Here is a 23801-nt window from a genome sequence, read left to right as displayed (position 1 = left end):
GGCGAAGGCCCGAGCGAAACCTGATACGACGCATGTTATTCAGACATGTTCGTATCAGGTTTTTTTTTGCCTGAATCCAGCCCGATCGCGCGCTATCCATAACATCAGTGATGCCTCGCTGACATTGTCTTGTTAATAAATTGTCTTGTTAAGAAACTGTCTTGTTGAGAAATTATCTCGTTGAGAAAAGGAGAAAAACCGTGAAATACCGTCATCTGAAACGTTTCCCTGAGGGGTTTTTATGGGGTGCGGCGACATCGGCTTATCAGGTTGAAGGGGCATGGAATGAAGACGGTAAAGGGCCGTCGGTGATTGATGCCAGAACGTCCTATCCTGAGGGCACAACGGATTTTAAAGTCGCCAGCGACCATTATCACCGTTACAAGGAAGATGTCGCACTGTTTGCTGATATCGGCTTTAAAACCTACCGTTTTTCCATCGCCTGGAGCCGCATCATTCCCGATGGTAGCGGCGAGGTAAACCCCGCGGGCATTGCGTTTTACCACAATCTTATCGATGAATTGCTGCATTACGGTATTGTGCCGATTGTTACGATGTACCATTTCGATCTGCCGCAGGCGTTACAGGAAAAAGGCGGTTGGTATAACCGGGAAACGGTGGATGCGTTTGAGCGTTTTGCCAACGTGCTGTTTGATGAATACGGCGACAAGGTGAAGTACTGGCTGACCATCAATGAACAAAACATGATGATTTTGCACGGTTCTGCATTGGGCACGCTCGATCCTACGCTGGAAAATCCGAAGCAGAATCTCTATCAGCAGAACCACAACATGCTGGTGGCGCAGGCAAAAGCGATGAATGCGCTGCATGCAAAAGTGCCCGGTGCGAAAATTGGTCCGGCACCCAACATTGCGTTGATTTATCCGGCCTCACCGAAGCCTGAAGATGTGATGGCGGCGTTCAACTATAACGCGATCCGCAACTGGCTGTATCTGGATATGGCAGTATACGGGCGCTACAACACTGCGGCCTGGCGCTATATGGAAGAAAAAGGCTATACGCCGGAGATTCTGCCCGGCGATATGGATATTCTGGCATCGGCCAAGCCCGATTTCATCGCCTTTAACTACTACACCTCGCAAACGGTGGAAGCCAGTAAAAATGACGGGCAGGATGAAACGGCGCGCGGCGGCGACCAGCACCTGAAATCAGGTGAAGAAGGCGTACATCGCGGAGCAAGTAATCCGTGGTTGCAGAAAAATGCCTTTGGCTGGGAGATCGATCCGATAGGTTTCCGCAATACGCTGCGTGAGCTGCACGATCGCTACCATTTACCGCTGATCATTACGGAAAATGGGCTGGGTGCGTTTGATACGCTGGATGAAAACGGTGAGATTCACGATGATTATCGTATCGACTATCTGCAACGCCACATTGAGCAAATCCAGCTTGCGATCACCGACGGTGTGGATGTCTTCGGCTATACGCCATGGTCGGCGTTAGATCTCATTTCCACCCATCAGGGATGCTCGAAGCGCTATGGCTTTATTTACGTTAACCGTGAAGAGTTCGATCTGAAAGATCTGCGGCGTATCCGTAAAAAAAGCGCATACTGGTATGCTGATGTGATTAAAAACAATGGGCTGGATAGCCCAGAAGCTAAATAATGAAAAAAGACGCCTCGTCGATATCACGTTGAGGCGCTAAACGGTAGGGAAGGCCAGCGTGCCTTCCCGTCAGACAGGACGGCTGATGCGATGATCATTGAAAAAATACTGAGCAATAACGCCGTTCTGGTGCTGGCAGATGACCAACGGGAAATTGTGGCGATTGGCAAAGGCGTCGGCTTTGGCAAGAAAGTGGGTGATCCTATCGACCCGCAGCGCATTGAAAGCCAGTTCGTGAAAAAAAGCGACGGCATAGCGGATGTGCTGTCACAACTGCTGGCGGACATTCCGCCTGACTGTCTGGCGGTCACGCAGCAGATCATTACTCTGGCGCAAAAAACGCTGCGACTTGATGTGCAGGACACGCTGTTTCTGGCCTTAAGCGATCACATCAACTTTGCGCTTCAACGCCATAAGAAAGGGCAGACGATCAAGAACCTGATGCTGTGGGATATTCGCCAGTTTTATCGCAGTGAATTTGCCGTTGGGTTAGAGGCGCTGGAACTGATTCGCGCGAGATTGGATATCGATTTGCCGGAAGATGAAGCGGGGTTTATTGCGCTGCATTTGGCGAATGCGACAAATAACAGCGACATGCAGAGCACGATGCAAAGTGCAGGTATCATTAAAGATATTTTGACCATTCTGAAATACGATCTCCACATCACGTTTGACGAGCACTCTCTCAATTATCAGCGTTTGGTGACGCATCTGAAATTTTTTGCTCTGCGTTTGTTAAATCGAGAAACGGTGAACCACGGTGATGACTCTATCTATCAGGGGATTACTGAATTGATGCCGCGGGCCTATGCCTGTGCGATGAAGGTGTATGACTATGTGGAAAAAAATTACGCCTGCCATCTCACCACCGATGAGATCATGTTTTTAACCATTCACATTAACCGATTGCAGCCCTCTCCAGCTTAATAACATGGGCTATCATGACGGATACGCCTACGGCAATAATCGGAATGGGGCGAAAGTCACGGGTAAGACCAGCTATCATTAACATCCGTGCTACTCTCTCCAACCCTTACGACATCAGTTCGTTTCGTTATGTAACAAAATAAATTCAAAAATTGCTCACTGTTGCTGACAGGCTTTCAGCCATAATGTTCTTTTTTCTCGCTATTTGTTCGTGAACCGCATGGGGGTCGTTATGTCAGCCTCGCCGCCGACGTTTTTGACGGTAGATGTACGTCGCTCAGGGCTACGCTTTTCCCAGCGAGTCTATATTCCACGGATTGTCGGTACGATCCTCTGCGCTCTCTTTATATCCTCGGTCCTGATGACCCGGCCTATCCCGACGCTACTGTGGGTGCTGCTCTTTCTTAACACCTTCATCTGGCCTCACATTGCTTACCTGTTATCCCTGCGGTCACGCGACCCTATGCGGTGCGAGAAGCGTAATCTATTGCTGGATGTGGCATTTGGCGGCATCTGGATAGGATTTATGGGCGTGAATCTTCTGCCCAGCACCCTGATTGTCGCGATGGTTGGGATGAACTGTACGGCTGGCGGTGGGATAAAGCTGTTTGTGCAGGGTATCGTATTGTTGTGTGTGAGCTGTGCGCTGACTCTTGTGCTGTTTGCCGTGCCTGTTTCGCTGGATACGACACCCATACAGATTTATGCCTGTCTGCCGATGTTGCTGATCTACCCGATTTCTCTGGGCTACGTGACCTATGCCACCGCGCTAAAACTGGCGGAACACAAACGTATGCTGATGGAAGTCAGTATTCATGACGGCATGACCAGCCTCTATAACCGTCACCACTGGGAACGTCTGCTGAAGCATGAGTATGATATTTGCCAGCGTTATAAGCGTACGGCGACGTTAGTCCTGTTTGATATCGACCATTTTAAAGCCTTTAACGATAACTTTGGGCATAACGTCGGCGATCAGGCGATCTTGCTGCTGGCGCGTGAACTGACATCCGGCTTTCGGGAAACGGATGTCATTGGGCGATTCGGCGGAGATGAGTTTGCCGTTATTTTACCGCAGACCAGTGCGGGAGAGGCGTTAGATGCTGTAAACCGCATTCGGGAGAGTTTGTCGCTGAAGTTCCTGAACCAGACCCCGCAGCTGGCGGTGTTTGTCAGCGTCGGCATTGCGGAGATTTCTCCGGAAATGAGTCAATATGTTGACTGGTTAAAGGCCGCCGATATAGCACTTTATCGGGCAAAAAACAAAGGCCGTCGCCGAACCGAAGTTGCCTGAATACACCAAACTACAGCCTGATTTCTTTTATCCTGTCTGATAATGAGCAATAAGCCCTTATCGCTATCGAGGTGGTGATTGGGGTTTCGCCTTCTTTATACTTTCAGTAATCCCATACCACTCTCAAACGATACCGAACTGTCCCTGCTAATTTTTTAGAAATAGGGGGAAATCATACGCGTAATTCCCGTTTTATCTTTACATAAAACAGGTAGGGATTCATGCAGGGAAAATTTACGTTTAAGTGGAGAAATACTGCAAAGAAACGCTATTTTTTTGATATTTATAACATATTTCTATCATTAGTCTTTGTTAAGATTTTTGGGAGGATATTTCTTTTTAAAAGCTATTGTTAATAGATGTGTTTTTATGAAAATATGTCAGCAAGGTCTTATCTCTCCAGTCTTTTCCTTTCTTATCCGATACCCTCTATCGGCGGGAATGGCGTGAATGTGTGATGTCAGGTCACCAAAAAACATCATTTAAATTAAACATCGGGCAAGGAACAGCGCCGCTTAAAGGAGTCCCGCTATGGCATGGCGTAATTGGTTTACTCGGCATCCTCAGTCAGCAAATGCGGTCATTAAGCCGGCGGCGACAAATCCGATGCAGGCTTCTTCACTACCGGCTTATGTTTTGGAGCCGCGTATACTTTTTGATGGTGCGATTGCTGCAACGGTGAATGACACGGCGGCAAACACATCGGAACCGACCACCGCATCTGGCACCCATGCCTCCACGGCAGATCAAACCGCCTATGACTCACAATCTGCCGCGACGCAGGATATTGATATTGCTGCCGTAGCTGACGGCGCGGTTTCTTCACGTAAGGAAGTCGCCTTTGTCGACACGTCAGTGAAGGATTACCAAACGCTGGTGGCGGGAATCAAGCCCGGCGTTGAGGTTGTACTGATCGACGGCTCGAAGGATGGCTTGCAGCAAATGGCCGACTGGGCGGCGACGCATACCGGTTATGACGCTATTCATGTCTTTTCCCACGGCTCTGAAGGCAAGGTGAATCTGGGCACGCAGGTGCTGACAGATTCATCGCTGAAATCGAGCGACGTGCAGGCACAGCTTGCGGCCTTAGGCGCAGCATTAACCACCGAAGGCGATTTACTGCTCTACGGGTGTGATATTGCCGGTGGCGCAAACGGGGATGTGTTCTTAGCGAATCTGGCACAGGCCACCGGAGCGGATGTTGCCGCGTCCGTGGATGCAACAGGCAGCAGCCTGATCGGTGGGGATTGGATCTTAGAAAAAACGACGGGCGGCATTGACACCGAAGCCATGGCTATCGAGGCCTATAGTGATGTGCTGGGAGTAGTAGTGTTTAATGACTACGATCCTGATTTGCAGTATAGCGAGACAACTATCACCCGTACCGTTGATGGCCATTTGATAACCTTTTCAGGTGGTGAGGGAAATGGCGGGTTGGCGGTAGATCCTAGCTATGGCGGGCCGCAAAATGGTGGTCTGTATGCGCTTGATGCAGAGAGTATTGGCACCGCACTCACGATAACGCCCCCCTCTGGCTATACTTTCGATATCACGGGAATCAGAGCTGGCGCGACGACAGGCGTACTGACCTTTACTGTGACCGATAGCAACGGGAGTATTTCGTCATTCGATGTGACCGTTACTGACAGTTTTTCGACCATAACGAGTTTTCCCTCGGCAATGAATGATGTCACACAGGTCGTCATCTCTTCTGATAACTACTCTGCCTTTCAGGATATCGTCATTTCCGATATCAAACTGAATGTACCCTCCCCAGCGATAACGTCTGCCGCCTACAACGCCGGCACTAACGTGTTGACCGTAACGGGTGTCAACCTGGCAACGGGTGACACCATTGACGTATCCAAACTGACGTTGGTGGGTGAAAACGGCAATGCGTATACGTTAACTAGCAGTAATGTCACTGCCAGCAGTAGCACTACGTTTACCATCAACCTGAACACGATTGACCAACTCAATGTTGAAGGACTGCTGAACAAAAACGGGACAACCTCTGCGGCCAGTGGGACGACCTTTAATCTGGCTGCTGCTGCGGGATGGAATGCGACACAGTCCTCAACGCCTGCCGATTTGACGGGCAATGGCGTCACCGTTAGCAATGTGCAAACGCCAACCATTACCTCTTCGACTTACGATAACGCGACCGGCACATTAACGGTGACGGGCACCAATCTGGTTAAGCAGAGTGGGTTAAATAACGATATTGACGTCTCTAAGCTCACCTTCACCGGCCAAGGCGGTAGTACCTACACGCTCAGCGCTACCAGCAATGTTGAAATCATCAACGCGACCTCCTTTGTGGTGGTATTAAGTGCCAGCGATAGAACCGGGCTCAGCGGGATAATTAACCAGAACGGTGCGTCTTCATTGGGCGGTACAACCTATAATCTGGCTGCCGCCGACGACTGGAACGGGCCAATTACGGGCGGGAATATTGCGGACCTGACTGGCAACGGGATTACGGTAACGGGAGTCAATGCTGCGCCAGTCATCGCTAATTTGAACGGTGATGGCGTTAACTTTACCGAGGGGGCATCCCCGATTAGTTTAGACGCGGGCGGTAATGCTACGGTTACGGATGCGGATTCAGCCGATTTCAACGGCGGCAGCGTGCGGGTAGCGATCACCACTAACGGTAATAGTAGTGAAGATGTGTTAGGCATTATCAATCTGGGAACTGGTATCGGGCAAATCGGCGTGTCTGGCGCGAATGTCACCTATGGTGGCGTGGTGATTGGCACTTTCACTGGTGGCACCGGTACGAACGATCTGGTGGTGTCCTTAAACGCCAGTGCGACTCCAACCGCCGTTCAGGCATTAGTTCGCGCACTTTCTTATCAAAACAGCAATACGGCCGATCCCGCTATCACGACGCGTTTCGTGAGCATTACCGTCAATGATGGCGACGGCGGGAGTGCTTCCGCCATGGTGGCCGTTGGCGTGACTGGAGTGAACGACGCGCCTACGCTGTCTGCCACCGGTAATAATGTGACCTATACCGAAAACGGTAGCGCCGTCGATCTCTTCAGTAATGTCTCAGTCAGCACGGTTGAAGCCGGGCAGAGCATTACCCGGTTCTCTCTTGTCGTTAGCAATGTGTCGAATGGCAGCAGCGAACAACTGCAAGTCGATGGAACCACCATTGTGCTAATCAACGGTAATAGCGGTACTACGACCACAAACGGTTTGTCTTATTCCGTTAGCGTGGCTGCGGGCACCGCCACGCTAACGTTGAGTAAAGCGGGTGGCATCAGCGCCTCAGCGGCGGCCACGGCGATCGACGGTATCACCTATCGCAATACCAGCGAAAACCCTACGGGGCCAACCCGTACTGTGACGTTGATGAGTATTTCTGATAATGGCGGGACGAGTAATGGTGGTGTAGAAACCACAACGCTGTCGATTGCTGCCACGGTAACTATAGTGGCGGTGAACGACTCACCGACTATCAGCGCGCCCACTTCGATCACGGTAACGGAAGATCTGGCTAAGGCCATTACCGGCATCAGTTTCGCGGATGTCGATGCTAATAGTAATGACGTTACGGTGACGTTATCCGTAGGCAGCGGCGTGCTTAATGCAAGCAATGCTGGCGTTACCGTTGTGGGTAGTGGCACGAGTAGCCTGACGTTGACGGGCTCAATCACCAATATCAATGCCTATATCGCAGACGGTAATGTGCTATTCAACCCGGCCAGCAACGCAACAGGAAATGTGACGCTGACGGTCGGCATTGATGACGGCGGTAACACGGGGAGTGGCGGTGCCAAAACTGCGTCGAGCACCGTGACACTGAGCATTGATGCGGTTAACGATGCGCCAGTCAACGGCGTACCTGTGGCACAGGCGGTACAGCAGGATGGCTCGCTGGTATTTAATACTGCTAACGGCAACCTGATTTCCGTCAGTGACGTCGACATCGGTGGTAACACCATGGAGGTGACGCTAACTGCGTCGAATGGATTACTGACCTTGTCGCCATTCTCTGGGCTGATTTTCAGCGTGGGATCGGGCGCAGACGACAGCACGATGACCTTCCAGGGCAGCCTGACCAATATTAACAATGCGTTAAATGGCCTGACGTTTACCCCAACCAGCGGTTATAACGGCAGCGCGTCGATCCAAATTGTCAGTAATGATTTAGGCAGCTCAGGCTCCGGTGGGGCACAAACGGACACCGATACCATCGCGATTACGGTGAATCCGAATAACCCCACGATTACCAGCGTCAGTGCGAGTAGCGCCGATGGAGCCTATAAAATAGGGCAAGCCATTCAGGTTACGGTAGCGTTTGATTCCAATGTCGTTGTAGATACCACTGGTGGTGTGCCAACCCTATTACTCGAAACGGGCGCGATCGATCGCGTGGCGACGTATGTGGCAGGCTCTGGATCTAACACGCTGACCTTCGAATATATCGTGCAAAGTGGCGATCTGAGCGCCGATCTGAACTACGCCAGCACGTCTGCACTGTCGCTTAATGGCGCGACGATTCAGGACAATGCTAATCGCACGGCGGTGCTGACTCTGCCAGGGCTCAATAGCCTTAATTCACTGGCGGCACAGAAAGCCATTGTTGTTGATGGCGTGCTACCGACAGCGACGATAGCCGTCAGCGATAACGCCCTGAAAGCGGGCGAAACTACTGAAGTCACCATCACCTTCTCCGAAGCGGTGAGCGGATTTAGCAATGCCAACCTGTCGGTGGCGGACGGCACGCTAAGTAACGTGATCAGCACCGACGGCGGCGTGACGTGGACAGCGACCCTGACCCCGAATACCAACGTGACCAATGCGGGTACGGCGGTTGGCTTGACCTACAGCGGCATCACCGATGCGGCGGGTAACGCAGGTGTGGGCAGCGAGACTTCCGGTAATATCAGCATCGATACGGCGCTGCCGACGGCGACGATAGCGGTGAGCGACAACGCCCTGAAAGCGGGTGAAAGCGCCGTCGTCACCATTACCTTCTCCGAAGCGGTCAGTGGCTTCAGCAACGCCAACCTGTCGGTGACCGACGGCACGCTGAGCAATGTAACCAGCAGCGACGGCGGCGTGACGTGGACAGCGACCCTGACCCCAGACACCAACGTGACCAATGCGGGCACGGCGATTGGCCTGACCTACACCGGTGTCACCGATGCGGCGGGCAACGCGGGCGTGGGCAGCGAGACCTCCGGGAATATCAGCATCGATACGGCGCTGCCGACAGCGACGATAGCGGTGAGCGACAGCGCCCTGAAAGCGGGTGAAAGTGCTGAAGTCACCATCACCTTCTCGGAAGCGGTCAGTGGTTTCAGCAATGCCAACCTGTCGGTGACCGACGGCACGCTGAGCAATGTAACCAGCACCGACGGCGGCGTGACGTGGACAGCGACCTTTACCCCGAACGCCAACGTGACCAATGCGGGCACGGCGATTGGCCTGAACTACACCGGTGTCACCGATGCGGCGGGCAACGCGGGCGTGGGCAGTGAGACCTCCGGGAATATCAGCATCGATACGGCGCTGCCGACGGCGACGATAGCCGTCAGCGACAATGCCCTGAAAGCGGGTGAAAGCGCCGTCGTCACCATCACCTTCTCCGAAGCGGTGAGCGGTTTTAGCAACGCCAACCTGTCGGTGGCGGACGGCACGCTGAGCAATGTAACCAGCACCGACGGCGGCGTGACGTGGACAGTGACCTTCACGCCGAACACCAACGTGACCAATGCGGGCATGGCAATCGGCTTGAACTACAGCGGTGTCACCGACGTGGCGGGCAACGCGGGCGTGGGTACAGAGACGTCCGGTAATATCAGTATCGATACGGCATTGCCGACGGCGACAATAGCGGTGAGCGACAACGCCCTGAAAGCGGGCGAAACTACTGAGGTCACCATCACCTTCTCCGAAGCGGTGAGCGGATTTAGCAATACTAACCTGTCGGTGGCAGACGGCACGCTGAGTAACGTGACCAGCAGCGACGGCGGCGTAACGTGGACGGCGACCTTTACCCCAAATGCCAACGTGACCAATGCGGGCATGGCAATAGGCCTGAACTACAGCGGCGTCACCGATGCGGCGGGTAACGCGGGYGTGGGCAGCGAGACGTCCGGTAATATCAGCATCGATACGGCATTGCCGACGGCGACGATAGCGGTGAGCGACAACGCCCTGAAAGCGGGTGAAAGCGCCGTCGTCACCATCACCTTCTCCGAAGCGGTCAGTGGCTTCAGCAACGCCAACCTGTCAGTGGCGGATGGTACGCTGAGTAACGTGACTAGCAGCGACGGCGGCGTAACGTGGACAGCAACCTTTACCCCACCTTTACCCCGAATGCTAACGTGACCAATGCGGGCATGGCAATCGGCCTGAACTACAGCGGCGTCACCGACGCGGCGGGTAACGCGGGCGTGGGCAGCGAGACCTCCGGGAATATCAGTATCGATACGGCGCTGCCGACAGCGACGATAGCGGTGAGCGACAACGCCCTGAAAGCGGGCGAAAGTGCTGAAGTCACCATCACCTTCTCCGAAGCGGTGAGCGGATTTAGCAACGCCGATTTGACCGTGGCAGACGGCACGCTGAGCAATGTAACCAGCAGCGACGGCGGCGTGACGTGGATGGCGACCTTTACCCCGAATGCTAACGTGACCAATGCGGGCATGGCAATCGGCCTGAACTACAGCGGCGTCACCGACGCGGCGGGTAACGCGGGCGTGGGCAGCGAGACGTCCGGGAATATCAGCATCGATACCGCTCGCCCTGTGCCGGTCAGCCTGACACTGACGGAAACGTCAGGTTCGCAGGCACTGAGCTACACGCTGGTCTTTTCAGAAGCGGTGACAGGATTAGATGTTCGTGACTTCTCTCTGCTTAACGCTAACGGCACCACGGCGACAATTGGTGCGGTGACAGCACTGAGTCCGACAACCTATCGAATTGATTTAACCAATGTGACAGGGGCGGGTGCAGTTCAGTTGGTCTTTACCGGCAATCACGGTGGGGTGACGGATCTGGCTGGCAATGACCTGAACGGTCAGGGGATCAGCGGCGACGTTCATAGCAATACTGCACCGGTTGCCAACGGTATTGGCAATCAGTCCGCTAGCCAAGGGAGTGCGTTTACCTTCACGCTACCCGCTAGCGCGTTTATCGATAACGATGCGGGCGACAGTCTGACTTACCGTGCTTCGTTGTCCGATGGCTCGGCTCTGCCGTCCTGGCTGGTGTTCAACCCTCAGACGCAGACCTTCTCAGGTACGCCGCAAAACGCTGATGTGGGATCGTTAGCGATTCGTATTACCGCAACCGATAAAAACAGCGTCTCGGTGTCCAGCGATTTTACGGTTGTCGTGAATAACGTTAACGATGCGCCAACCACCACAGGTATTAGCAACCAAACGGTGAATGGCGATGGGGCGTTTAGCTTCCAAGTTCCTGCTAATACCTTCTCTGATATTGATGTGGGCGATACGCTGCGCCTCAGTGCAACGCGGGCGGATGGCTCTGCGCTGCCAGCCTGGGTGAGTTTCGATCCTGCAACCGGCACCTTTAGCGGATCGCCGGGGCGCGCGAATAGCGGCGATCTGTCAATTCTGGTTACCGCGACGGATGCAGCGGGCGTGAGCGTGAGCACCACATTTGTTTTACGCGTCCTGCCTTCTACGCAATCGGATGGCGATCCCGAATTCAAAACGAATGCTGGTAGACCAGCGGTGGCGATCGTCGGTAATAACGCTGCGGTCCAAAGCCAACTTTCGCTGTTGACAGTTGGAGCGGCGTCGACCAGTGGCGATGGCCTGTTGGGAGCACCGTCTTCACTCTTCAATGCCGGTACAGCGGAAGGCTCTACGCCGGGAACCGCCAGCGTGTTTAGCGCAGCGGCACAAGGCAGTGGTGTTGCTGGCGGTTCTGCTGTGGCCGTGGCCTTTGCCAACAATGGCGTAAACCGTTACGAACCCGGTATACCACGAAGCAACGTCTCTGATTTCAACCAGTCAATGGGTGGGAAGTCCACTCTGGCAGGGATGTTTGCGAACAATATCATTCCCGGTAATACCGCGCTTGAGGTGTTCAGCGGCGGCAGTTGGCAGTCCGTGTCGGAGGGCAATTCGACATCCGTTATGTCGCCCGTCTCCGTCTTTGGCGCGCCCGTATTTAGCCAGCAGCTAAAAGCATTAGATGACTATGAACGTCTGCAAATCGCCTCTCTCGAAGGCGCATTGCAAAACATGAGCAAACCAGCCTGAAACGGCGGTGGCAGGGTGTGATGAATACAATAAAAAACAGGGGTAAGGAATCGACTATGCAAAGATGCCCGAAAATTTTCAGCGTCACACTGCTGGCGCTGTTAGTCAGTGGATGTGCGGTATCAACTCAGCCGATCGATAAAGCAGAAAGTACCCGACGTGCGGATACCGATCTGCGTGTGATGTTCAGCAATCAAGAACCTGTGACGGCACCCATTACGTTACATGATGCGATGGCAAGGGCGCTGAAATATAACCTCGAAGCGCGTTTAAAAGTGATGGAACAGGCGCTGGCGCAGGAGCAGGTAGATCTGGCGCGTTTTGATATGTTGCCAAGAATGGCAGCGAATGCGGGCTATGTGACGCGCAGTAACGTGAGTGCTTCCAGTAGCCGTAGTATAGAAAGGGGCGTCACCTCACTGGAGCCGTCGACCTCGCAGGATCAAACCCGCCGCGTCGCGGATCTGAATATGGTGTGGAATATCCTCGACTTTGGCGTCAGCTATGTTACGGCGCATCAACAGTCGGATAAACGTTGGATTGCCGAAGAGCGTCGCCGTAAAGTGACGCACACCATCGTGCAGGATGTGCAGTCGGCATACTGGCGTGCGGTAGCGGCTGAACGTTTGCTGTATCGTATTGATGCCTTAATCGAGCGCGTTAACATGGCGCGTGAGAACAGCCAAAAAATGTCGGCGCAAAAAGTCGGTGACATTATTGAAGCCTACAGCTACCAGCGTGCGCTGCTGGATGCGACGCGCCAGTTGGAAGAGCAGCGTCGTGCGCTCTCTCTGGCAAAAACCGAGCTGGCAACACTGATGAATTTGCCGCTGGGGACAGATTATAAACTGGTGTTGCCGGAGGAGAATGAACTCGTCGAGCCAGAGCTGAAAGTGGCCTTTAGCGATCTGGAGCAGGCCGCGTTAGTGAGCCGCCCTGAACTGCGCGAACAGGATTATCAGGTACGTATCAGCGCGGCAGAAACGCGTAAATCGCTGCTTCGTATGCTGCCGGGGATTGAAATGTCGGTCGGGGGCAACTACGACAGTAACTCGTTTCTGGTTAACCAACATTGGGCTGATGCCGGGGTGAAAGTGACCTGGAACCTGTTCAATCTGTTCTCTGGTCCGGCCGCTATCGATGTGGCGAAAGCGGGCGAAACCGTCTCCGAAATGCGTCGTCAGGCGATGTCGATGGCGGTACTGGCGCAGCTTTATGTGGCCCGCGCCAATTTCAATGAAGCGCAGCGCCAATACCGCACCGGTAAAGAGTTGCAGAAACTGGATGTGGATATTCTTGAACAGCTGAATAACCGCTACAAGGCTGGCAACATCGGTGAATTACAGCTGATTCAGGGTGAGTTGAACGCGGTGAATACTTCTTTGCGCAATGATTTGGCCTATGCTGAATTACGTAATGCATATGGCCAGGTCTTTGTTACCGCGGGCTTGGATCCTCTGCCAGCAACGCAGACCTTGAATGATATCCCGTCTGTAGGGAAAGCGCTCGATCAAACGGAGAAGCGCTGGGCGACCGGTAACCTTTCGCTGTAAGGAACGGTGTGCGGTCTGGATATTCCTCTTCAGACCGCCTCATAACACACTGCGTGTTGGATGACGACGTTGAATAAGAAAACCCTATTTCGGAAAACGATACCGCTGAACATGATGTGTCATCGCAGGACGCTGCATAACATTCTGCCAAAGAAAACGACGCTTTCTCTCGTGCTAATCGCGTTACTCTCCGGTGTGCCTTATTCCGCTATGGCAGAAAAGATAGAGGATGAGCTACAGCTTGCCCCGGTAAGCAATGCGGTGACAGAAACCTCGGCGAGAGAGGCCAGAGGGGTTCTAAGGGCGGTGGATCAGGCGACGCTATCCGGTGAACTGAATGCGAAAGTGGTTGAGATGCCGTTTCGCGACGGTGAAGCGTTCCAGAAGGGTGATTTGCTGGTGCGTTTTGACTGCTCGGCTTATCAGGCACAGTTTGCTGCCTCGCAGGCCGCTATGAGAGCGGCACAGCAGGAACTGAGTCAGAACAGACAGTTGGCAGAGATGAAATCCGTTGGCCGCAATGCGGTCGCGGTGGCGGAAGCGCGTCTGGCGCAGGCCACGGCGGAAAGTCAGGTTTATCAGATCCAGACTAACCGCTGCCGCGTTGTTGCCCCGTTCTCTGGTCAGGTTGTGTCGCGTAAAATTCAGGTTTCGGAATATGTGGGTCAGGGGATGCCACTGTTGGAAATCGTGGATAACCGCCATCTGGAGATCAACGTTCTGGTGCCGTCCCGCTGGCTCGCTTCACTTAAACCAAAGCAGACATTTACCTTCGTTCCCGATGAAACCGGCGTGCCGCTACAGGCGGAAGTGCTGCGCATCGGCGCGCGCATTGATGAAAGCAGCCAGACCTTGACGCTGATTGGTCGAGTGCTCAAACCCGATAACAGCTTGCTCGCCGGAATGAGCGGCAGCGCACGCTTTACGGGGCAGCCGTGAGCGAATCGCATTCCTTCACGCTTGAGCGGGCATTTGCCGAGTTTATTCATCTGGAGCGCCTGGCGCGTAGCGCCAAAAATAGCGAGACGCTTGCCTACTCGATGGTGAATGACAGCCAGAGGCTGTTCGGTTTTCGTCACGTCGCGCTGGTGATCAATGGGCGTGTACGTGCCGTCACCGGGGTTTCCGTTCCCGATCCGCATGCGCCGTTTGTCGCGTTTATCGAACGCGCAGGCAAGCAACTGGTTACCCAAAAAGCCGCTGAGCACGTTACAACGGTGCGAGCCGACTGGTTTGATACGCAAACGCAGAATGACTGGCAAACGCTGTCTGCACAAGAAGCGCTCTGGGTACCGTTAAAAGATCGGCAGGAACAGCTGATTGGCGGATTGTGGTATGCGCGAGATTTACCGTGGCAGGAAACCGATCAGACGCTGATGGAACAGCTGTCTGATGCCTATGCGCATGCCTGGTTGGCGCTGGAGCCGCGCAAAGCGTGGCGACCTGGGATTCCGAAAGCCAAGGTATTGATTGCCGTTGCGGTACTCATTGGGGCGCTGCTGATACCGGTTCGTCAGTCGGTACTGGCACCGGCCGAAGTTGTGCCGCTGGATGGGCGGATTGTGACGGCACCGCTGGACGGTGTGATCGCTGAAATCACGGTGAAGCCGAATCAGGCCGTGAAGAAAGATGACGTGCTGGTGCGGTTTGATAACACCACGCTGAAAGCTCAGGCCGATGTGGCAGAGCGGGCGCTGGGCGTAGCCGAAGCCGAGTGGCGTTCGGGGTCGCAGCGCGCTTTTCAGGATGCAGATTCCAAATCGAAACTCGATTTGCTGTCGGCACAGGTCGAGCAAAAACGTGCCGAGCTGATGTATGCCAACGATCTGCTGTCGCGCAGTGAGGTGAGGGCGGAGCGCGATGGTATTGCCGTGTTTGCTGACGGCGACCGATTGCGCGGGAAGCCCGTCAGAACGGGTGAGCGCTTGATGGAGCTGGCCAGTCCGCAGCAGGCAGAACTGAAGATTGAACTGGATGTGGGCGATGCGATCCAGTTTCCGGTTCAAGCTGATGTTGCGCTCTTCCTTGACAGCGATCCGCTGAAACGTCATGAAGCCACGCTGCAACGTATCGCCTATGAAGCGGCGCTAACCGATCGCAGCACGTTGGCTTATCGACTCGATGCCCGTTTTATCGCCGACGCACCGCGTATCGGTTTACGCGGCACGGCGAAGATTTATGGTGAATATGTGCCGATGGGCGTCTATCTGTTCCGCCGTCCTGTCGCGGCGTTGCGCAAAACGGTTGGATTCTGATGGCTGTTTTACCTCCGCTACGTGACGATCTACACCTTTCCCCGGCAGCGCCTGCGCGAGATGGTTCCCCGCAGTGGACGTTAGCGGATACGATTTCTGGCCGCTATTTTAAACTGAACAACACGGCAATCCGACTGCTGCGTCACTGGCCCCTACGTGAGTCGGAACAGGTGATGGCCGCGGTGAATCAAGAGCCCGGTATACCGCTTGGGAATGACGATCTGGAGCAGTTCCTGCGCTTTTTACGCGCACACGATTTGATCGCGGGCAGCGATAAAGAACAACGAAGCAGCTACGAGGCTAAAGCGGCCAGCCGCCGCCGTAGCCTGATTAAACAGGTGTTACATCAGTATCTATTTTTCCGCATTCCGCTGTGGCGTCCAGATCCTTTTCTGAATAAAACGTGGCCGTGGCTACAGCGCTATGGCGTTACGCTGCTGCGCGTGGTTTTTCCGCTGGTTTTACTGCTGGGTATATTTCTGGTCAGCCGAGACTGGCCGCGCTATCGCAGTTCGTTTCCGCATCTCTTCAGCTTTGAAGGGATGATGGCGTTTGGCTGCGCCCTGATTTTCGCAAAATTTATTCATGAGCTGGGCCATGCCTACATGGCAAAAAAGGCGGGCTGCCGGGTTCAGAGTATGGGTGTGGCGTTCATCGTGATGTTTCCGATGCTGTATACCGATGTTAGCGATGCCTGGCGGGTCGGCGATCATCGTGCGCGTGTGCTGATTGGCGCGGGGGGAATTCTGGCGGAGTTGCTCTTGGCGACGCTGGCGCTGCTGGCCTGGTCGCTGTTGCCGGAGGGGCCGCTGCATTCGGCTGCATTCCTTCTTTCCAGCGCGACCTGGATTACCACGCTGATCATCAACGTTAACCCGCTGATGCGTTTTGATGGCTACTTTATGCTGAGCGACGCCTGGCGTATCGATAATTTGCAAGGGCGCGCCTATGCTCTGTGCCGCTGGCACCTGCGAGAAAAGCTGTTTGGCTATGGAGACGTGCCGCCGGAGCGCTGGTCGCCTCCGATGGTGAAAAGGCTGCTGCTGTGGGGATATGCCTCTTGGGTGTGGCGTTTCTTCCTGTTCTTCGGTATTGCGCTGGCGGTCTATCACTATTTTTTCAAAGTTCTGGGCATCTTCCTGATGCTGGTTGAGGTTGGCTGGTTCATCGTTCTGCCTATTGTGCAAGAGTGCGCACAGTGGTGGCATCAGCGTAAACGCTCGCAGTTTCGCGCTGTCTGGCGTACCGCGCTGTGTTTATTGCTACTGCTCATGGTGCTGTTTTTCCCCTGGCGCAGTCAGGTTGAAATACCGGCGGTGCTGGAAGCGTCTCGCGTCAATACGCTGTATTCACCCGTTGCGGCACAGGTGAAACAGCTACAGGTGAAGGATGGACAGCGGGTTGAGGTGGGCGATGTGCTGTTGACGCTGACCTCCGGCGATCTCGATTTCCGGCTGGCGATTATTCGTCAGCGTATTGGCATCCTGCAATTACAAATGCGTCGTCAGGCGGCGAATCGTGACACGGTGGGCGATTCGCTGATTCTGGAACAGGAACTGGCGGCAGCGCTGGCACAATACCGTGGCCTGAAAGCACAGCAGGAACGGTTGCAGATCCGTGCACCGCAGTCCGGTGTGGTGAGGGACATCGCCGTTGATTTAACGCCGGGACGGTGGCTGGATGCCGATCTGCCGCTGCTGCGCATTGTGGACAGCGAAGGAGGCCGCCTGCGTGGCTATCTACGTGAAGACAAGCTTAATCGTATTACCGTGGGGATGTCTGGTCAGTTCATTGCGGATGACCCGGCACGTGCTGCGGTGCCTGTAATATTAAAAGACATTGATCCGACAGGCATTGCCTTCATTGAGCATAGCATGCTGGCCTCCGAACACGGCGGGCCGATAGCAGTAAGGCGGGATGAGCAAAAACAGCTGCGCCCGGTCCAGGGTTGGTATGGTGTGAACCTTGATGTTGCCGCCGATTTGACGTTACCCGCACAGCCACTGCGTGGGCTGGTGGTGATAAACGGCGAAGCGGAGTCGCTGTTCACCGGGGTATGGCGGCAGGTTGCGGCTTTAGGTGTGAGAGAAAGCGGCTTCTAGGTAAATAGCGTATTCCCTCGGTCATAAGGCGGATAGCATTCCGCCACCATCACGGTATGCTGCTTAAAAATAATCCCATGAGAGTTTTATTTTAAGATCGCTACTGGTATTCATGCTAATGAAATAATTATCGCGATCATTTTGTGTGTTTTGTTTTTTTATTTATTACTTTAATTCCTTTGTTTTTTCTGTGGTTTTTATTTCTTTCTGTGCGCATTGACGAAATGAAATTTACATCTATACATAAATAATCAGACTAATTAATTAATGATTAACGTTACCGAAATAGCTTAACGGCAATGTTATTACCGCTGCTTTTTTAGGTGAGAGGGGAAACCCTGTCGCGATTATCAATGGGATGGGATAAGGAAGATTCACATGAAAAAAAGTCTGAAAACGTATTTATGCATGGCGGCAACGGGGCTTTCTCTGTTCTCCATTTCTCAGGTGGCTCAAGCCTGTTCAACTGAAGATTTCACTGGCTCAGTGTGTTTTACGGCCGCAACCTATTGTCCTAATGGCTTCTTGGAAGCGAATGGACAAACTCTGCAGGTTCGTGATTATCAGGCGCTCTTCAGTGTGGTGGGCATACAATACGGTGGCGATGGTCGCACTACCTTTGGGATACCCGACTTGCGCGGAAGAAGCCCGGTAGGGCAAGGGCAAGGACCAGGGCTGCAGAATGTTCCTCAGGGATTGCCTCAAGCCTCCAGTTTGCGTGGGGCAGAAACGGCGACGCTGACGGTCGCCCAGATGCCGGTGCATAGCCATTTGGCTACGTTCACGCCAACGGCGGGTTCGGGTGGGCCGGTGGTCGTTAATGCGACGACGAATAAGGGCACATCAGCGACACCCACTGCGGCAGCTAACCAACTAGCGATGCCTGATAAGCCAGGAGCGCTCATTTATGCGGCAGAGGGCGCCGCCAGCACGCAGGTGCCGTTAGCGGGTGTGAGCGGCGGCAGTTCAGGTGGCGGTGGGACGGTTGCGGTGGGCAACAACGGCGGTTCGCAGCCTGTGAGCATCATCCCGCCACAAACGGCGTTGCGAGCCTGTATCGTGGCGAACGGTTACTACCCGCCTCGCCCATAATTACTGCTCTGCAAAAGCGATGCAAAAAATAACCCCGTCTTGATACGGGGTTATTTCAACGTAATCAATACGCGAATAACGTATTAATGAGGCAAGGCTTCTTTAGGATGCAGCCCTAAGTGACCCGGAGACGGCTCACCTTTCACTTCGCCGAGGTACAAACCGATCTGGGCACGGAATGACTCTACCGCCGCACGGTCGCTCATGAAATCGGCAAAAGCCTGCGGGCTGGTGTTCTTATATTCCCAGATAGGCTTATAGCCAGCGGGTGGCGTAACGTCAGTACGCACCGACCACATATACCAGACATTGCTCTGCGTTTCTTTATCCAGCAGCCAGCTCAGATATAGCTTGGCGCTTTCTGGGTGTTTAGCCTGCTTGAAAATAGCGGCACGCTGTGCCCAGGAAACAAACGGATCGCTTTTAGGCAGAACGAAACGGGAATTCGCGTTTTGATCGGGAGAAAGCGCGCCGTCGGTTGAGAATGTCGCCGCTGATTTACCGCTTTCAACATCGTCTGCGGGAGCCTGCGTACCGCGAACATAAACTGGGTTCTGTTCTTTGAATTTAGCGACATACTCCCAGCCGTATTTATCTACGACCTGCTTAAACCAGAACAGCACAGCGTCGTCATCGTTCGGGTAGGTTAAGACAATGCTGCCTTTCAGATCGGGACGTAAATAGTCATTGGCTTCTGTTGGCCAAGCATTTTCGGCAATCAGCTTGGTATTGACCACGTTGCTGAACGCATCGACAAAGACACCGGTCCAACTGCCGTCTTTATCTTTAAATGCAGGATACACTTTGTCCCAGCCGATAGGTTTGTAGTTCAGCAGCACGCCTTCTTTTTTCCAGCGCGGGTAATCCTGCAAGGTTTGTAGCTGTACAACATCCGGCACCAGCGTATTCGTCGCCAGCTGGTTATCAATACGAGCATCGTGGAATTTGCTGTAGTCCACAATGACGTTGAGTGTCATGCCCGGAAAGCGTTTTTCAAACGCCTGCTTGATACCATCCTGCTGACTTGGCGTGTCACCGCCGGCATAGACGGTCACGATACCGCCTTCCCGTAACGCATTTTGATAAAGCTCGTTAATCGGGCGTTTATCGGCCTCTACTGCCGCATAGCTGGCTGCTGCCGTCGCCATCAGCGCCGTAAATGCGACCACCTGTTTTAGTTTAAACATCGATTCCTCCTGAATGAGAGCCGTTTCTACCGACGCACTTTTTATCCTTGTAGCTGTTGGTCAGGATAAGCGTGCATAAGCAGAATCATTGAATGATTATCAAATTATTTAATTTTCTTGATATTCATTACCCTGCTGAGATAACGGTTAATCTGGCTGCTATCAGCGGGTTTGTGTATGTTATCCAGTTGTGAATAATGTTAAATGAGAAAAAATTGAGATTTTAATTCAAAAAAAATGAATTAAAATTTGGCGTGAAAGGAAGCACAATAACAGGGAACTACGGCGATATTTAGGCCGCCCTGCGACCTAAAGTCGGATTACTTCAAACGGTGGGGAAAGTACTGTCGAACGGATCCATTAACAGGAAAGTACACTCGGCGCGCTGGTGGCTATTGATCAGCGGAACCAGCCGCTGGAAGTGCTCAGTCTGGCAGTGAATATCCAGCGCGGCTCTATCCGGCCAGGTTTCGATAAAAGTGAAATGCCCCGGATCTTTCTGATTGATAAACAGCTCATAGGAGATGCACAGCGGCTCCTGTCGGGTTTTCTCCACTAATTCGCGGTACAGCGGCATGACTGCCTCAATGTATTCCGGCTTAATAAAATCCTGTGCGATCACTTTAAGCATAAAACGGCTCTTCCTCTCTGTGAATCCTGCTGATTAAACGGTTCCGGCTAGCCGCGCTGCTGTTTTTCACTCTGAGCTGCGCCGTTTCCCTGCCGGTAGGCCAGCGATACCATCAGCGACTGCACCAGACACAGCGTGGCGGACTGTGAACGGAACGCATCAACCTGCGCTTCCTTCACGACAAAGCAAACGTCGCTGAGCGTCGCCAGCGGGCTGATCTGACTGTCGGTAATCACGATTTGCCGTGCTCCGGCTTTCGCGGCCATCTCGCTGACCATCACAGTTTCCTGTGAATAGGGCGAGAAGCTGATGGAAACTACCACATCGCGTGAGCTGACACGGCTGAGCTGTTCGCGAAACATGCCTCCCAACCCGTTGACCAAAATGGGGCTGCTTTCCAAATGACTAAGCGCATAGGTCAGGTAAGTGGCGACGCTGAACGAGCGCCGCAGCCCGACGATATAGATTGTTTCCGCCTGAGCCAGCAGATCGACGGCTTTTTGCAGATCCTCTTGCGGAGTACGTGCCGCTAGCTGCTGCATCGCCTGCGCGTTTGAACGGGCAAACTCATGCAGAATATCCAGCGGCGTTTCAGGCACCGCATCCGCCTCCATCGCTCGAAACAGCCGCGCCCGGTCAGTATAGCTGGCGGTTTCTTCCACCAGATTCATACGGAACAGCTGTTTCATTTCGTTGAAACCGCTGAAATCAAAGGCGTTGGCGAAGCGAATCAGGGTTGAGGGAGGAACGTCCGCGCGTTCGGCGATCACCGCAACGGTATCGAAAGCGATGCTGTTGGTATTATCCAGCACATAGTGCGCCACCTGCTGTAACCGCTTGCTGAGCGAATCATAACGCTCGCGGATCTGTTCCTGTAATTCTCTCAGGCTGGTTGCCATGGGCATATCGGGTTATCTCCCAAAGACGTATAAGAACCTATCCCATTAGGGCGATTTCATGACTGGCGCCTGAAACGGAACAGAAAATTCATTTCTGGATACGGTTGTTTTATCTGTACGACATTTCCGGCGGCACACCTTTTATCGATAACGCTATTTTCAGAGGCTGCTCGCCTGTCTTTATGGACAGCTGTCTTCAAGTTTACATAAAAATTCGCAGCGGATCACAATAATCAACATTTATTTTATTTTTACGTTAAATGGAATATTCATTTCATATACTGTAATCCGATGTCAGCCGTTTGTCTCCTCAAAACCCACAAAGGTGTAAACATGGAAACCGTATCTAACTTCATTCAGGGGGCGATTGCCTCCAGCAACAGCCAACGCTACGCCGCGGTGTATAACCCAGCGACGGGCGAGCAGATTCGCCAGGTTGTGATGTCTGATAAGGCGGAAGTCGAGCAGGCTATTGCCAGCGCGGCAGCGGCATTCCCTGCGTGGTCAAAACACTCTCCGCTACGCCGTGCGCGCGTGTTGTTTCGCTTCAAAGCGCTACTGGAAGAACGCATGGATACGCTGGCCCGGCTGATTTCACAGGAGCATGGCAAGGTCTATTCCGATGCCGTGGGGGAGGTGACGCGCGGTCTGGAAGTCGTTGAATTTGCCTGTGGTATTCCCCATTTGCAAAAAGGCGAACACTCGGCGAATGTCGGTACCGGTGTGGATAGCCATTCACTCATGCAGCCGCTCGGCGTGTGTGTCGGGATTACGCCGTTCAACTTTCCGGCGATGGTGCCAATGTGGATGTTCCCGATCGCGCTGGCGACCGGCAATACCTTTGTGTTGAAACCGTCGGAAAAAGATCCTTCGTTCTCGCTGCTGTTAGCGCAACTGCTGAAAGATGCGGGTCTGCCGGATGGCGTGTTTAACGTCGTGCAGGGCGACAAAGAAGCGGTGGACATCCTGCTGACCGATCCGCGCGTGCAGGCGGTGAGCTTTGTGGGATCGACACCGGTGGCGGAATACATTTATCAGACAGCGTCGGCACACGGTAAACGCTGTCAGGCGCTGGGCGGGGCGAAAAACCACTGCATCCTGATGCCGGATGCTGACATGGACATGGCTGCCAGCGCGATTATGGGCGCGGCGTTTGGTGCGGCGGGCGAGCGCTGCATGGCGCTGTCGGTAGTGGTGGCCGTTGGTGATGAGACAGCGGAAGCGCTGCATCAGCGCCTGAGCGCACAGATCAAAGCAATGCGCGTCGGGCCAGGTCTGGTTGACGGGCAGGAAAATGAAATGGGACCGGTGATCAGCGCACCGCACCGGGCGAAGATTGCCGACTATATTCAAAGCGGTGTCGATCAGGGCGCGACGCTGCGCATCGATGGACGTACGCTGTCCGTACAGGGGCACCCGCAGGGCTACTTTATCGGACCAACGCTGTTCGATAACGTCACGCCGGAGATGAAGATTTATCAGGAAGAAATTTTTGGTCCGGTGCTGTCCGTGGTGCGCGTTCCGGATTACCAGACGGCGGTGACGCTGATTAACAACCATGAATACGGTAACGGCACCGCTATTTTTACCCGCGACGGTGAGACGGCACGTCAGTTCTGCGAAGAAGTGCAGGTCGGTATGGTCGGCGTGAACGTACCGATTCCGGTGCCGATGGCGTTCCACAGCTTCGGCGGCTGGAAGCGCTCCATTTTTGGGCCGCTGAATGTCCACGGCAACGACGGCGTACGCTTCTACACCCGTATGAAAACTGTCACCAGCCGCTGGCCCGCCAGCGTCCGTCTGGAACACCACACCAGCAGCTTCGTCATGCCCACACTGGAGTGAGGACATGTCATGAAAGAACTAAACCTCCGGCTGGCTTATTACGATAAATAGTTGTGCGGATTTTTATTGTTTTTCCTTTCACGTAAAAAATTGCGCTGAGGTAGCGTGACCGTCGGGTGAGCGACAAGGATGT

At 53.7% G+C, this 23801-nt stretch carries 14 protein-coding genes; 11 read left to right on the top strand and 3 right to left on the bottom strand.

Translation table 11 applies throughout. The features are described 5' to 3' along the window. Positions 1–200 precede the first annotated feature (200 nt). The 10 genes from QWJ20_RS03840 (at position 201) to QWJ20_RS03795 (ending at position 19106) form a co-directional block, all read left to right on the top strand. Entirely contained in the window at positions 201–1628 is a 1428-nt protein-coding gene (locus QWJ20_RS03840; RefSeq protein ID WP_039509309.1) for a glycoside hydrolase family 1 protein, read from the top strand. Between the two features lie 90 nt (positions 1629–1718). Beyond that, positions 1719–2555, top strand: coding sequence for a BglG family transcription antiterminator LicT (licT, locus tag QWJ20_RS03835; RefSeq protein ID WP_014914749.1), 837 nt, complete (start codon positions 1719–1721; stop codon positions 2553–2555). Between the two features lie 232 nt (positions 2556–2787). After that, complete coding sequence (gene adrA, locus QWJ20_RS03830) at positions 2788–3849, top strand: diguanylate cyclase AdrA (RefSeq protein WP_433991907.1); 1062 nt, start codon at positions 2788–2790, stop codon at positions 3847–3849. Between the two features lie 531 nt (positions 3850–4380). Beyond that, positions 4381–10200 carry an Ig-like domain-containing protein gene (locus QWJ20_RS03825; protein ID WP_433991906.1) on the top strand — a complete coding sequence of 1940 codons (5820 nt, stop codon included), beginning with the start codon at positions 4381–4383 and terminating at the stop codon, positions 10198–10200. After that, entirely contained in the window at positions 10155–12104 is a 1950-nt protein-coding gene (locus QWJ20_RS03820; RefSeq protein WP_433991905.1) for an Ig-like domain-containing protein, read from the top strand. Before QWJ20_RS03825 ends, QWJ20_RS03820 begins: the two co-directional genes overlap by 46 nt. A 56-nt stretch (positions 12105–12160) precedes the next feature. After that, the gene (locus QWJ20_RS03815) at positions 12161–13657 is read left to right on the top strand and encodes a TolC family protein (RefSeq protein ID WP_433991904.1); all 1497 of its coding nucleotides are present in this window, start codon (positions 12161–12163) and stop codon (positions 13655–13657) included. Between the two features lie 114 nt (positions 13658–13771). After that, complete coding sequence (locus QWJ20_RS03810) at positions 13772–14596, top strand: efflux RND transporter periplasmic adaptor subunit (protein ID WP_433992380.1); 825 nt, start codon at positions 13772–13774, stop codon at positions 14594–14596. Beyond that, positions 14593–15912, top strand: coding sequence for an efflux RND transporter periplasmic adaptor subunit (locus tag QWJ20_RS03805; RefSeq protein ID WP_433991903.1), 1320 nt, complete (start codon positions 14593–14595; stop codon positions 15910–15912). Before QWJ20_RS03810 ends, QWJ20_RS03805 begins: the two co-directional genes overlap by 4 nt. Further along, a complete protein-coding gene (locus QWJ20_RS03800) occupies positions 15912–18014 on the top strand; it encodes an efflux RND transporter periplasmic adaptor subunit (RefSeq protein ID WP_433991902.1) in 2103 nt (700 codons plus the stop codon). The genes QWJ20_RS03805 and QWJ20_RS03800 overlap by 1 nt, the downstream gene beginning before the upstream one ends. A gap of 378 nt (positions 18015–18392) precedes the next feature. After that, complete coding sequence (locus QWJ20_RS03795; RefSeq protein ID WP_109413059.1) at positions 18393–19106, top strand: phage tail protein; 714 nt, start codon at positions 18393–18395, stop codon at positions 19104–19106. Positions 19107–19189: 83 nt separating this feature from the next. Here QWJ20_RS03795 and QWJ20_RS03790 read toward each other — a convergent pair whose 3' ends face one another. From QWJ20_RS03790 to QWJ20_RS03780, 3 genes are all read right to left on the bottom strand, one after another. Beyond that, on the bottom strand, positions 19190–20293 hold the full coding sequence (locus QWJ20_RS03790) for an ABC transporter substrate-binding protein (RefSeq protein WP_433991901.1): 1104 nt from the start codon (positions 20291–20293) through the stop codon (positions 19190–19192). A 325-nt stretch (positions 20294–20618) separates the two neighbouring features. Next, positions 20619–20924 (bottom strand): putative quinol monooxygenase, encoded by a 306-nt coding sequence (locus tag QWJ20_RS03785; RefSeq protein ID WP_433991900.1) that lies wholly within the window; start codon positions 20922–20924, stop codon positions 20619–20621. 47 nt (positions 20925–20971) lie between these two features. Then, positions 20972–21829 (bottom strand): MurR/RpiR family transcriptional regulator, encoded by an 858-nt coding sequence (locus QWJ20_RS03780; RefSeq protein WP_433991899.1) that lies wholly within the window; start codon positions 21827–21829, stop codon positions 20972–20974. A 327-nt stretch (positions 21830–22156) separates the two neighbouring features. Between QWJ20_RS03780 and QWJ20_RS03775 the strand changes: the two genes are divergently transcribed. After that, the gene (locus tag QWJ20_RS03775; RefSeq protein ID WP_433991898.1) at positions 22157–23668 is read left to right on the top strand and encodes a CoA-acylating methylmalonate-semialdehyde dehydrogenase; all 1512 of its coding nucleotides are present in this window, start codon (positions 22157–22159) and stop codon (positions 23666–23668) included. Positions 23669–23801: the final 133 nt, after the last annotated feature.

Source organism: Pectobacterium sp. S5, from assembly GCF_051707265.1.
GTDB lineage: Bacteria > Pseudomonadota > Gammaproteobacteria > Enterobacterales > Enterobacteriaceae > Pectobacterium > Pectobacterium polare.
This window is presented reverse-complemented; position numbering and strand designations above follow the sequence as displayed.